The organism is Paenibacillus sp. BSR1-1, assembly GCF_030403775.1.
Classification (GTDB): domain Bacteria; phylum Bacillota; class Bacilli; order Bacillales; family Cytobacillaceae; genus Neobacillus.
Map to the genome: position 1 here is coordinate 256,633 of NZ_JAQMWQ010000003.1, position 13,213 is coordinate 269,845.

11 protein-coding genes, 1 pseudogene and 1 riboswitch are annotated in these 13,213 nt (G+C 39.4%); of the genes and pseudogenes, 8 read left to right on the plus strand and 4 right to left on the minus strand.

Annotated features, from left to right (window positions below; translation table 11 throughout):
- Positions 1-7 precede the first annotated feature (7 nt).
- The 3 genes from PH210_RS07005 to PH210_RS07015 form a co-directional block, all read right to left on the minus strand.
- Positions 8-1,198, minus strand: coding sequence for a glycine C-acetyltransferase (locus tag PH210_RS07005; protein WP_289984188.1), 1,191 nt, complete (start codon positions 1,196-1,198; stop codon positions 8-10).
- A gap of 446 nt (positions 1,199-1,644) precedes the next feature.
- Positions 1,645-3,192, minus strand: a complete 1,548-nt coding sequence (locus PH210_RS07010) for an acyl-CoA carboxylase subunit beta (RefSeq protein WP_289984189.1) — start codon at positions 3,190-3,192, stop codon at positions 1,645-1,647.
- 12 nt (positions 3,193-3,204) lie between these two features.
- Positions 3,205-4,860 carry a class I adenylate-forming enzyme family protein gene (locus PH210_RS07015; protein ID WP_289984191.1) on the minus strand — a complete coding sequence of 552 codons (1,656 nt, stop codon included), beginning with the start codon at positions 4,858-4,860 and terminating at the stop codon, positions 3,205-3,207.
- A 242-nt stretch (positions 4,861-5,102) separates the two neighbouring features.
- A riboswitch (purine riboswitch) is annotated at positions 5,103-5,204 on the plus strand.
- Positions 5,205-5,320: 116 nt separating this feature from the next.
- Between PH210_RS07015 and PH210_RS07020 the strand changes: the two genes are divergently transcribed.
- Positions 5,321-5,914, plus strand: a complete 594-nt coding sequence (locus PH210_RS07020; RefSeq protein ID WP_289984192.1) for a xanthine phosphoribosyltransferase — start codon at positions 5,321-5,323, stop codon at positions 5,912-5,914.
- Positions 5,914-7,218 (plus strand): nucleobase:cation symporter-2 family protein, encoded by a 1,305-nt coding sequence (locus PH210_RS07025; protein ID WP_289984193.1) that lies wholly within the window; start codon positions 5,914-5,916, stop codon positions 7,216-7,218. Before PH210_RS07020 ends, PH210_RS07025 begins: the two co-directional genes overlap by 1 nt.
- A gap of 14 nt (positions 7,219-7,232) precedes the next feature.
- Here the strand turns inward: PH210_RS07025 and PH210_RS07030 are convergent, their stop codons facing one another.
- Positions 7,233-7,454: a spore germination protein gene (locus PH210_RS07030; RefSeq protein WP_289984195.1), complete on the minus strand. Its 222-nt coding sequence runs from the start codon at positions 7,452-7,454 to the stop codon at positions 7,233-7,235.
- Positions 7,455-7,602: 148 nt separating this feature from the next.
- Between PH210_RS07030 and PH210_RS07035 the strand changes: the two are divergent.
- The 6 genes and pseudogenes from PH210_RS07035 to PH210_RS07060 form a co-directional block, all read left to right on the plus strand.
- Positions 7,603-7,788: pseudogene (locus PH210_RS07035) on the plus strand (P-loop NTPase family protein); the annotation flags it as partial.
- A gap of 211 nt (positions 7,789-7,999) precedes the next feature.
- Complete coding sequence (locus PH210_RS07040) at positions 8,000-8,902, plus strand: putative selenate ABC transporter substrate-binding protein (RefSeq protein ID WP_289984196.1); 903 nt, start codon at positions 8,000-8,002, stop codon at positions 8,900-8,902.
- 11 nt (positions 8,903-8,913) lie between these two features.
- The gene (locus PH210_RS07045; RefSeq protein ID WP_289984197.1) at positions 8,914-9,666 is read left to right on the plus strand and encodes a phosphonate ABC transporter ATP-binding protein; all 753 of its coding nucleotides are present in this window, start codon (positions 8,914-8,916) and stop codon (positions 9,664-9,666) included.
- A gap of 1 nt (position 9,667) precedes the next feature.
- Entirely contained in the window at positions 9,668-11,305 is a 1,638-nt protein-coding gene (locus PH210_RS07050) for a PhnE/PtxC family ABC transporter permease (protein ID WP_289984198.1), read from the plus strand.
- 221 nt (positions 11,306-11,526) lie between these two features.
- The gene (locus tag PH210_RS07055; protein ID WP_289984200.1) at positions 11,527-12,201 is read left to right on the plus strand and encodes a response regulator transcription factor; all 675 of its coding nucleotides are present in this window, start codon (positions 11,527-11,529) and stop codon (positions 12,199-12,201) included.
- A complete protein-coding gene (locus PH210_RS07060; protein ID WP_289984202.1) occupies positions 12,198-13,190 on the plus strand; it encodes a sensor histidine kinase in 993 nt (330 codons plus the stop codon). The genes PH210_RS07055 and PH210_RS07060 overlap by 4 nt, the downstream gene beginning before the upstream one ends.
- Positions 13,191-13,213 lie beyond the last annotated feature (23 nt).

A 13,213-nucleotide genomic window follows, 5' to 3' on the forward strand; every position in this document is an offset into this window, starting at 1 on the left:
TTTAGTCTTAAATAATACCCATTTCCTTGCCGACTTTTTCATATATTGAAATGGCTTTATCCAGCATTTCTTTTGTATGTGCCGCAGTTGGCATATTGCGGACCCGTCCTGTACCTTGAGGAACGGTCGGGAAGACAATCGCTTTTGCATAAACGCCTTCTTCATTTAACCGCTTGCTAAATTGTTGAGTAAGTGATTCTTCTCCAATGATACACGGTGTAATTGGCGTTTCGCTGTTACCGATATTAAACCCTAATTCCTTTAATCCTTTTTTCAGATAGTTGCCGTTTTCCCAAAGCTTTTGATTAAGCTCAGTGCTTTCCATTAAGATCTCAATGGACTTTTTACTTGCAGCCACATCTGCCGGGGTTAATGAGGTTGAAAATAGGAAAGGACGACTGCGAACCTTTAACCAGTCAATCAGGTTTTTCTTCCCGGCAACATAACCGCCGACAACACCTATAGCTTTTGAAAGTGTTCCAATTTGGAAATCAATCTTGTCGGACAAACCAAAATGCTTGACCGTCCCTGCTCCTTCCCCAAGAACACCAGAACCATGGGCATCATCGACATATGTAATTAAATCAAATTCTTCGGCAATTTTTACGATTTCAGGTAATAAGGCAACATCGCCATCCATGGAAAATACACCATCTGTAATGACCATGATTTTATTGTATTGGCCAGATTCTTTCGCTTCCTTCGCTTTTGCACGTAAATGTTCCATATCAGAGTGGTTGAAGCGGATAATTTTTGCTTTTGAAAGTCTGCATCCGTCAATGATGGAGGCATGGTTCAATTCATCAGATAATATCGCATCATTTTTATCCATAACGGCTGAAATAGCGGCCATATTACAATTAAATCCGGATTGGTACGCAATTGCTGCTTCTGTATGTTTAAATTCAGCCAGCTTTTCCTCTAATTCAACATGAAGCTTCAGGGTTCCATTAATGGTTCGAACGGCTCCTGCACCGACACCATACTGAACAATCGCCTCAGAGGCTGCTTTTTTTAATCGCTCGTCTGTTGCCAATCCTAAATAATTATTAGAAGAAAGATTGACAAGCTCTTTACCGTTAATGGTAATCATTGGTCCGTTTGGACTTTCTAGCGGGTCTATGACATTGTAAAGACCTTTTCCTTTTAAATCTTCAAGATTTTCGTTTAAAAATTGCTCCAAAATGTTACTGGACATTTTCAATACCCCCTATATTATCTAAGCATCCTTTTGTCGTTTTAATACATACATTTGTCCACCCCAAAAAGACACCGATATCTTCGCTAAACGCCTTTATTAAAGGATTCCTGTAATATACTTTATCACACTTTTTATAAAATGTTCATATGTGGAGGACAAAAAATAAAAATAATTTTATGATTTTAGATTGCCCAACTCGCGAGAAGGATATTTTAATCAGTTCGCTGCAAAGAAAAAGAACCAATCCATTGGAAAGGTTCTCCCTTTATTAACTTGCCTGTTGATTTCCGCTACTTGCGCTTCGCTTTCCGCGGGGAGGTCCTGAAGCCTCCTCGGCGCTTTGGCGCCTGCGGGGTCTCCAGTGACCTCTATATCCCGCAGGAGTCTCGCGCCATCCGCTCCAATCAACAATGTTAAAATATTAACATTGTCCTTTAAAATTGTTATATTCCGGTTGGCCATGTTGCTAAAAGCCGTTCGCTTTTTTCTCTTTTTGATGTTAATAAATATTCAAGCGATTGGCAGAGGAATTTCCTTGTTTCATTTGGCTGTATGATATCATCGATTAAATGTTTGGCGGCCGCTTTGTATGGCGAACTGTCAAAGGACCAAAGCTCTAATAGTTTTTTACGATCTTCACTTGGATTTTCTGACCTTGCCAACTCCCGGCCGAATACGACGTTTACTCCAACCTCTGGACCGGTAAAATTGATTTCCGCAGTTGGCCAGGCTACCACCAAATCCCCGCCCATGCCAGGCCCGCACATATTTCCATATGCCGCACCGATACTTTTACGAATAACGACGGATATTTTCGGTACGGTTGATAAGGCGAGCGCTTGATTCCAAACCATAATTTTTGTCGGCATCTTTGCTTTCTCCGCTTCGCTGCTGATCCGGAAACCCGGGGTATCATGAAGAAAAATGAGCGGAATATGGTAGGAGTCGCACAGACAAATAAATTCAGTGGCCTTTTGGCATTCCTGTGGTCCTGGAGCCCCTGCATAATGACTTGGCTGGTTCGCAACGATTCCGACAACATGGCCGTTCAAATGGGCAAAAGCAGTGATCAATCCTTTGCCAAACTTCCTCTGAAACTCAAAGGTAATACCATCATCTACAATTAGATCAATGATTTTCTTCATATTATAAACACGGTTGCTTTGCTGTGGTAAGATGGTCAATACTTCATCGACCAGGCGATAAGGATCATCTGCAGTTGCCCTCATTCGAGGCTTTTCTCCTGCATTTTGCGGCATGTACGAGAAATAGGTTTTTAATTGCTGCATGCACTCTTCTTCGGTTGCACCATCTTCATCAATTTGTCCTGTATAACGGTGATGCACATCGACTCCGCCCAATTCTTCCGGTGACAATTTTTGACCATTAGCTAGCTCCAGCATACGTGGTCCCGCTATCGCCATGCATGTTCCTTGAAGCTGGGTAACAAAATCGGATGATACTGCTGCCCAGGTCGGCCCCCCAAAGCTGTCGCCTAATATAGCCGTCATCGTTGGAACTTGGCGATGAAGCGTTAGCATTTCTCTCGGGAATAACTTATCACTAATTCCATCTGAGCCCATCCCATCCGGCATCCTAAGGCCGCCGCCTTCATGAAGTGAAAAAATCGGCAGCCCATTTTTTATGGCAAATTCATGGATACTTTTCGATTTTCGGATATGGACATTCCCTTCTGTGCCGGCAAAAACAGTCTTGTCTCCCGCTTGGATAACAGCAGGTCTTCCATTCACTTTCCCCACACCGGCAATCAGTCCGTCACCATAGCTTTTATCCTCTGCACCTTTCACATCTGAGGTATTTAACATACCTAGCTCCATGAATGTACCGTGGTCAGCTAACATTTCAATTCTCTCTCGTGCAGTTTGCAAACCCCTTCCATGCTGGGCCGCAATTTTATCCTTGCCTCCGCCTAAAAGGGCTGTTTCTTTTTTTGCTTGAAGTTCTCCAGTTAATTGCTGTAAATGATCCATGAGTTCCCTCTCCTAATTCTCTTTTAACAATTTTCTTAGTACTTTTCCAGACGGTGTAGCTGGCAGCTGTTCAATTATTTCCACATATCTAGGATATTTATAGGCAGCCATATTCTCCTTCGACCACTTGATAATATCAGCAGACGCTACTTTTTCTTTTTCCGTGTCCTTCAACACTACAAAGGCTTTAACTACTTCCCCTTTTACCGGGTCAGGAACCCCGATGACTGCGGATTGACGAATAGCAGGATGTAAGTTAAGCAGCGCTTCTACATCTTCAGGAAAAATACTATATCCCGAGCATTTGATCATTTCCTTTACTCGGCCCTGGAAAAATAAATAACCATCTTCATCAAGGCAGCCAATATCTCCGGTATGAACCCATCCATTCTTTAATGTATCGGCAGTGGCATCAGGGCGGTTTAAATATCCTTTAAACACCCCCGGATTTTTTACGATTATTTCCCCTTGTTTACCTGGAGGCTGATCCTCACCTGTTTGAAGATTAAGTATGCGAATTTCCGTATCATAAACAGGAATGCCGCAGGACCCAAATTTAATTTTTTCCTTGGGCATATAAGTATCGCAGGTGTGGGTCTCACTTAGACCATAAGCGGCTTCATAAAGAACACAGCCGTTAGTGACCTCTTTCCATTGTTCAGCGAGTTCTTTTGTTACTTGAACACCAAAACTCGTTGCTAAATTTGTTTTTAAACTCGATAAATCTTTCTCTGCAATTCCAGGAATTTGTAGGATAGCCCAGTTCATTGGTGCAATGCTGTACCAATAACTGACTTTGCATTTTTCAATGGCTTCAACGGTTGCGAATGGGTCGAATTTTATAAACAAGACACAGGGTCTTCCAGAATAAACCGGTGTATTTAACCCCATAACCATTCCTGCGATATGACATAATGGCGCACTGGCCATAAGTATTTCATCCTGGCTCATTCCATTTGCCTGTGCCGAGGCTGCCGTTTTAAATAAGGCATTCCCGTAGGTGAGCATCGCACCTTTTGGACGGCCGGTAGTCCCTGAAGTGAATACCATTAAACCGACATCATTCCATAAATCCACTTCTTCTTTCCCATCATGGGGAATTTCAGTTTGGAGAATGGTAGCGAATTGATCGGTCTCAGAAAAAGATAGCTTTGGAAATATAAATTCTTCAGGAAAGTTCCAATCTGTTTGGTCTGGGAGGAAATCATCATAGTTTGTCATAACAATAAAATTCAGAGGACGTACTTTTTCGATTGCTTTTTTAATAAGGGGAATACCTTCGGAACCGGCAATTATTCCTTCTATCGGCGCTTCTTCTAAGTAATAAACCAACTCATTTTCTTTAAACATAGGGTTTAGCGGGATGACGATACCGCCCAATTTTTGAATGGCAAAATGAGCGATGATATATTGCGGACAGTTTTGCAGGTAGAGCGCAACACAGCTTCCCTTCTTAACCCCTTTATGGTGCAAGTAATGTGAGAACTTGTTTACATAATCTAAAAGCTCTCCCCAGCTAATCTCTGTGCCATAAAAAATATAAGCTAGATCCTTCGGCCTTTGTTTTCCGTGTTGTTCTAAGTAATCAACTAGCGGCTTTTCGCCCTGTAAATATTCCAGTTGGACCGGTAGCTGGTCTGGCCAATAAGGACGTATTCTTTCAACCATTTTCATTCCTCCTCACAATCTTACTGACTAGTCAGTATTTCCTGGTAAATTAATTTTGAATTTTCTGACTACATAAATTAATAGTACAGGAAAGTGAATAGTTATTCAATGCTTGTCTTTACCTGTGGTTCCCATCCATGAAAACTCTTTCAAAAACCGAACGAAAGTTATTAATTAACTTTAATTATTCGTTTTTTTGTAAAAAATGATTGATTTACCTTTTCAGCATGCTATAATGTGAATAAATTCATAAAAGTTTCACTCATATAATCGCGGGGATATGGCCCGCAAGTTTCTACCGGATTGCCGTTAACAATCTGACTATGAGTGGGTAATGAGAAAGCCGTGAATTCGGACTCTTTCTTTTTCCTTTCGGTTAAAGCCCAAAGGTCATTGCCCCACTCAAATGTTGAGGTGGGTAATGGCTTTTGGGCTTTTTATTTTTCTTAGGGGGTACAACATGGAATTATTAAAAGACAGAATTAAAAAGGATGGAAAGGTTCTTTCCGAGCATGTGTTAAAGGTAGATTCCTTTTTAAATCATCAAATCGATCCAGAATTAATGCTAGCAATAGGAAAAGAATTTGCTGAAAGATTTGCAGATGAGAAAATCACAAAAATTGTTACGATTGAATCCTCTGGCATTGCACCTGCAGTGATGGCTGGTTTATATATGAAGGTTCCTGTTATTTTTGCTCGAAAAAGGAAATCGTTAACCCTAAACGATGATTTATTGACAGCCACCGTCCATTCTTTTACTAAAAAGGAAACAAACGAGATCTCACTTTCAAAAAAATATTTATCAAACGATGATCGAGTGCTGGTTATTGACGATTTTCTCGCCAATGGACAGGCTGCCCTTGGTTTAGTGGAAATTGTCGGACAGGCAGGCGCTCAGATTGCCGGGATTGGCATCGTCATTGAAAAGTCCTTTCAGGAAGGAGCTCAACTTTTAAAAGAGGCTGGCTTTCGGGTCGAATCCTTAGCAAGAGTTGCTTCTCTCTCAAACGGTGAGGTTAGCTTTGTAAACGAAAATGTAGAGGAGTTAGTATAATGAAACAACATACATTCAAAATCGCTTCTTTAGGAATTCAACATGTGCTGGCAATGTATGCAGGAGCGGTCATTGTCCCCCTTATCGTAGGCGGCGCTCTTAAATTTAATGGCGAACAACTAACTTATTTAGTTTCAATTGATATTTTAATGTGCGGGATTGCAACTATTTTACAAGTTTGGCAGAATCGCTTTTTTGGAATCGGCCTGCCCATCGTCCTTGGATGTACGTTTACTGCTGTAGGTCCAATTATCGCAATTGGAAGTCAATACGGTATTTCAGCTATTTACGGCTCCATTCTTCTATCAGGTCTTATTGTGATTCTTATTTCTGGCTTTTTCGGAAAATTAATTAAATTTTTCCCTCCAGTTGTTACAGGATCTGTAGTTACCATTATTGGGATCACTTTAATTCCGGTTGCAATGAATAACATTGCCGGTGGTCAAGGCAGCCCTGATTTTGGTTCCCTTTCGAATATTAGTTTAGCTTTCGGAACTTTACTATTTATTATCTTGCTTTACCGATTTACGAAAGGTTTTATCCGTTCCATTTCCATTTTACTAGGCTTAGCTGCCGGCACTGTTGCAGCGGCTATTATGGGAAAAGTAAATTTTTCAGCCGTGGGCGATGCTTCATGGTTTCATATGGTAAAACCATTTTACTTTGGCACCCCTACTTTTGAATTGACACCGATTATTACCATGACATTAGTTGCCATTGTTAGTTTGGTAGAGTCGACAGGTGTTTATTTTGCACTTAGCGACATTACGGGTAAAAAATTATCGGAAAAAGATTTAACCAAAGGTTACCGTGCTGAGGGTCTTGCAAGTATTATCGGTGCATTGTTTAATGCCTTTCCATATACCACCTACTCACAGAACGTCGGCCTTGTCCAGCTTTCTGGAGTAAAAGGTAAAAATGTCATCTATACGATGGGCGGAATGCTTATTTTCCTAGGATTTGTACCGAAAATTGCGGCATTGACTACAGTAATACCTACCCCTGTTCTAGGTGGCGCAATGGTAGCTATGTTCGGAATGGTTATCGCTTATGGAATTAAAATGTTAAGTAAAGTAGAATTCGCATCTCAAGAAAATCTGTTGATTATCGCTTGTTCTGTTGGCATGGGACTTGGTGTAACCGCTGTTCCTACCCTTTTTGACCATTTGCCAGAGAGCATCAAGATTCTCACCAACAATGGGATTGTTGCTGGCAGCTTGACCGCCATTTTCTTAAACATAGTGTTTAATGTCTCTAAGCGGAGCAAAGAGCAAACAAATGTTCATGAGTTAAAAGCGTCCTAATATAAAAGACGGAGCTATTTCAGGCTCCGTCTTACTATTTCTATTAAATCTGATAGATTATTTTGGATGGGTGCATTTTGTGCCAAATTTCTCGTGCTGCTCCCTCCAATGTTATCACTTCCTGAACCTGAGACCGTTTTTGTAACCGATATTGGAGAAATAAAAACCGCCCCGCCAAAATTTACTATCCCGCCAGAAATGGTCCCAATTGATATTCCGTCTTTATTAAAATCCAAGCCTTCCCCTTCTTCCAATCCTTTTAAATAGGATATGTACAAGCTAGAGGGCTTGCTTAAACTTCTTCATTAGGAAAAGTAAATTTTCATCAAGATGCAGCTTTTTTTTCTAACTTACAGATCCACTTATATAATCCAAGTAAAGAATGAAAGTAACTGGATCTTATTCGATGAGCCAACGAACCATCTTGATAACGATGCGAAAGCTGAATTATAACGAGCATTAAAAGCCTATAAAGGTACCGTTGTTTTAGTTTGCCACGAACCAGACTTTTATGAAGATTGGATTACAAAAGTTTGGAATGTTGCAGAATGGTCACAATTAACAGTTTAAGAAAATCCATCACCCCCCTGTCCTTTAGCAGGGGATTTTCTTATTAACACTGGGTTTTCATCTAATTACCACTATTTTACTATTCAAATAATCGATGGATATTGATAGGATAAATAGATTTATTGAATTTATTCGATAAAATCCTTTACTTATAATGAAATAGGCTAAGACATTTCTACTATTTACAAAATTAAACGAGGTGTATTTTATAATGAAAAAATGGCTTTCAGTCATCATTCTTGCAATGTTAGTATTCTCACTAGCAGCTTGCGGTCAAAAGAATGATAAAGCAAGTGACCAGAAAAAAGAAACCAAAAAAACCACGGAAGTATTTAAAATTGGTGCCATTCCTGACCAAAATGCTGCAGACCTAGAAAAAGGCATGACGGCAGTTGCGAAATATTTAAGTGAAAAAACGGGGATGAAGGTTGAATTCGTTCCTTCTGTTGACTATGCAGCCCTTGTTACGGGATTTCAACGCGGTGAAATCAACATGGCCTGGTTTGGCGGTTTGACAAGTGTGCAAGCAAGAAACCTTGTGCCAGATGCAGATTCGTTCGCTCAAAGACCTAGAGATGCAGAATTCCATTCGGTCTTTATTACTCAAACTGGATCAGGAATTAATACCCTTAAAGATTTAAAAGGAAAATCGTTTACGTTTGGAAGTGAAAGTTCAACTTCCGGGCATTTAATGCCACGTTATTTTCTTTCAGAAGCTGGTATTAATCCAAATACGGACTTTGACGGAAAACCAAATTTTTCAGGATCACATGATACTACTTATAAATTAGTTGAATCAGGTGCGTTTAAAGCTGGTGCTTTAAATGAAGCGGTTTGGCAAGTTGCTGTAAAAGAGGGAAAGGTTGATACTAATAAAGTCAAAGTATTTTATACTACTCCTGCCTTCTTTGACTATAACTGGACCATGAATAGCAATGTCGATGATGTATTCGGAAAAGGTGCAACGAAAAAAGTAGAAGACGCGATTCTTTCCATTACAACTGATCAAAAAGATATCACGGACTTTTTCCAAACAGATAAATTTGTAGAAACTAAAAATGATAATTATCAAAAGATTGAAAAGGTAGCGAAAGAGCTAAAGATCATTAAGTAGTAGGTGTTAACATGTCTTCAAATAAAATGATTGAAGCAAAGAGCATATCAAAACATTATGAGCGGAAGATAGCCCTATCTTCCCTTTCTTTTTCTATTAACAGAGGAGAAACCGTAGCCTTAATTGGACCAAGCGGTGCGGGAAAAACAACGCTGTTGAACTCGATTGCAGGGTTGCTCACACTTGAGCATGGCGATTTACTGATTGATAACATGTCCATAACCTCTTATAGAAAAGGTACAGTTTTTGCGAAAAAGGTTGGCGTAATTCGCCAGCAATTCGATCTAATTGGACCACTCGCCGTGATTCATAATGTGCTTGCCGGTAAATTGGCTGATTGGGGGTTTATGAAATCATTATTCTCTTTACTCATTCCTCAAGAAAAAGCTGCGGCCATCCAAGCACTTGAGCGAGTTGGCTTACCTGACAAGGCATACGAAATCACTTCGACTTTATCAGGCGGCGAACAACAGCGTGTTGCAATGGCGAGATTAATGGTTCAAAATCCGGAAATAATCTTAGCGGATGAACCGGTAGCATCGCTTGACCCTGCCCGGGCAGATGATATATTGGCCATGCTCACGAATATCGTTTTAGAACGAAAACAAACGATGATTGCCAGCTTGCATTCGGTGGAATATGCGCGCAAATATTTTTCTAGGATCATTGCCCTTAAAAATGGAGAATTATTTTTTGATTTGCCAACAGAAAATGTAACGGACGAGTTGTTAGCGGACCTTTATCAACTAAAGGAGCGCGGGTAAAATGAGCAGACTCGTATCCTCTTTTCGATTGCATAATCGTTTTATGCTGACTTTATTGTTGGCGGCCATTTTTATTTGGAGCCTCTTCTCCATTAAATGGAATGCTGATTTATTTCATGCAGGTGGTATTCCAACGATGCTGCAGATTTTTGAAGGTCTGTTTCATCCAGATTTTTCACCAGATATTTTAATGAAGGGCTTAGAGGCCGCCTGGATAACCCTGGCTTACGCAGTCGCCGGTATGTCACTTGCTATCCTATATGCGTTTGTCGTTGGTATCCTTGCTTCCGGAACGTTAACTTCGAGCAGGGTTGCTCGTCTTTCATCTAAGATATTTTTTAGGGGTGTTTTAGGATTTACCCGATCCATCCATGAGCTCATTTGGGCCTGGATTTTTGTCGCTGCGGTCGGGTTGTCTCCTTATGCGGCCATTTTTGCACTTGCCATTCCATATGGAGGGATACTTGGACGGATTTTTGCTGATATGTTAAATGATGTCCCTATCGAGCCAATTAAGGCTTTAAAATCCACTGGTGCCTCCAAGCTTCAAACCCTTATTTATGGGTATCTTCCCCTCGTTTGGGCGGATTTGATCAGCTATACCATGTATCGGTTCGAGTGTTCGATCCGTTCCTCCGCGATTATGAGTTTTGTAGGTCTTGGAGGGCTGGGTTATCAAATTCAGCTATCGCTTGCTGATTTGAAATATGATCAAGTTTGGACTTATGTATTTTTTCTAATTGTGCTTGTTTTATTAGTGGATGTTTGGAGTAATTCGGTGCGAAAAGTACTAACTGAACGAAAGCGCCGCCGAGGATTAAGCCCTGGCTGGGGTTCATCTCTTTTCGCAATTTTACTAATTATCGGTTCTTGGGTTTTTATTACTAGCGGTGATAAGGCAAATTTATTGGAATTGCTATCGGATAAAAATCTTGAATATGCGAAAAAGTTCTTTGGAGGCCTAGTTGGGGTGAATGAAAAACACCCTGCATTCTTGGTGACAAGCGAATGGTCATCTGCTTTAAAACTAACGCTGGAAACGCTCGAGATGAGTATTATGGCAATTGGTTTTGCAACGATCGCTGCCTTTATTACGGTAATCCCGGCTGCTAGAAATATGGCCAATGGAAGTTTGACGTCAGTAAAAAAATGGTATAACTGGCCCCTCTTCGGAATCGTTCGGATTATTTATATTTTTTCAAGGGCGGTCCCTGAGCTAGTTTGGGCGATGATGATTATTTTTATTTTTAAACCAGGGCTTTTGCCTGGAGCGATTGCACTTGCGCTTCACAATTTTGGGATTCTTGGGAAGCTGTGGGCGGAGGTCATTGAGGATATGGATCCGAGACCCATACGTAATCTAGCTTCTGCTGGTGCGTCTAAGATTCAAATACTGTTTTACGGTATCCTGCCGACCGTGTTACCAAGATTTCTTACTTATATTCTTTATCGTTGGGAAGTCATCATGAGGACAACGATTGTTGTAGGTTTTGTCGGTGCAGGTGGTTTAGGAATAGAATTTAAATTAGCGATGAGCTATTTTCAATATACCGAGATTACCTTATTATTGTTATGCTATATGATTCTCGTCATCATTGCCGATTTTGCGTCGGAGAGTACAAGAAAAGCCGTCAAATAAGAAAGAACACACTTCAATGATGTGTTCTTTTTTTATTTAGCATCATGTTATCATTTGATATCAACATTCTATATATTTGCTAGCAAAGTGATGCATTTGCACTATCCCCTTATTAGCTCATCTTTTTACTCTCCTTTATTCCTATTAATCTAATAAATTTTCCAATTTTAAGCAGCGATTAGTATAATAGATTATATACACTAAAATTGGTTGTGATAGAAATGTACAAAATAATGATTATTGAAGATGACCCAAAAATAAGCTCGATTATTTCTGAACATCTTTTGAAATGGAAATTCGAACCATACGCAATAGTAGATTTTGAAAATCTAGATTTACAACTAACTGAAATAAAACCCCATTTAGTTTTGCTGGATATTAACCTCCCAGCTTTTGACGGGTTTTATTGGTGCAGCAAATTTCGTCAACTCTCAAATGTTCCGATTATCTTTATTTCTTCCCGGACACAAAACATGGATATCGTTATGGCCATGAATATGGGCGGCGACGATTTTATTCAAAAGCCGTTTTCTCTAGAGGTGCTTATGGCAAAAATCAACGCTATATTAAGAAGAACCTACACCTATCAACAGCAGGAAAAAGATTATATTGAACATCAGGGTTTAATGCTCAATATAGAAAAAAGCAGTATCTCCTACCTGGATAAGGAAATGAATTTGACGAAGAATGAATTCCATATTCTTTATTTACTCATGAAAAAGAAGGAAAATATCGTATCTCGTGAGGAATTGATGCAAGCCCTATGGGAAAGTGAGAATTTTATTGATGATAATACTCTGACGGTAAATATTGCACGGCTGCGAAGAAAATTAGAAGAAGTTGGCCTGGCTGATTTTATTGAAACGAAAAAAAGACAAGGGTACCTAATAAAATGAGCTTAATGCAATATGTTTCAGATCAAAAATGGCTTTTAATAACTTTTTATTTCATCATGCTCATTATCTCAATATTAATTTCTGTTGACCCAGCCTTAAAGGTCTCTTTCGGAAGCCTGCTATACTTAGACTTCATTTCAATTATCATGTTTAATGTATATTTTATAGGTTCTTATTTTAATAAGAAAAATCAATTGGATAAATGGCAGCAAGTCTCTTTAAATGGTCTAGGTTCATTAGTCGAATCAGCAACACATGAACAACAGATTTATTTGGAAGCGTTAAAGCAATTAGATGCCTTGTTTGTAAAACAAATACATAAACGGAATGAAAATACAAAAGAACAGCTTGAATTTATGACACATTGGTTTCATGAAATCAAAACACCAATAGCTGTCAGCCGATTATTATTAGAAACAAAAATGGATTCCGGTAGCTTATGTGAGGAAATTGATAAAATCGAGGGATATGTAGAACAGGCATTATACTTTTCCAGACTGAATGAATTTAATAAAGATTACCTTATTCAAGAATTTGACCTTGAAAAACTGATAAAAGAAATAATCAAAGCAGAGTCTAAAACGTTTATTTCCAAAAAGATTAAAGTAGATTTACATGTCCCAACTTTGACTGTTTTAAGTGATAAAAAAGCATTAACTTATATAATCCGGCAGCTGGTGCACAATGCTTTAAAGTACACGATGAAAAATGGTGAGATCCATTTTGTAATAAATCCTGAAAAAAGGAACCTAACCATCCGGGATAATGGGATTGGCATTCCTTCAGAAGACCTCCCTCGTGTTTTTGAAAAAGGCTTTACAGGTAATAACGGAAGAACCCATCAACGCTCAACAGGAATGGGGCTTTACCTAGCCAAAAAAACGGCAGAAAAATTAGGTCATGGGCTTTCAATATTTTCTACTTTACACGAGGGCACTGAAGTGGTTGTTTATTTTCCAGATCGGTCAGATACTCTATATAAACTATAAAAAAACAAGCTCATTAGCATATG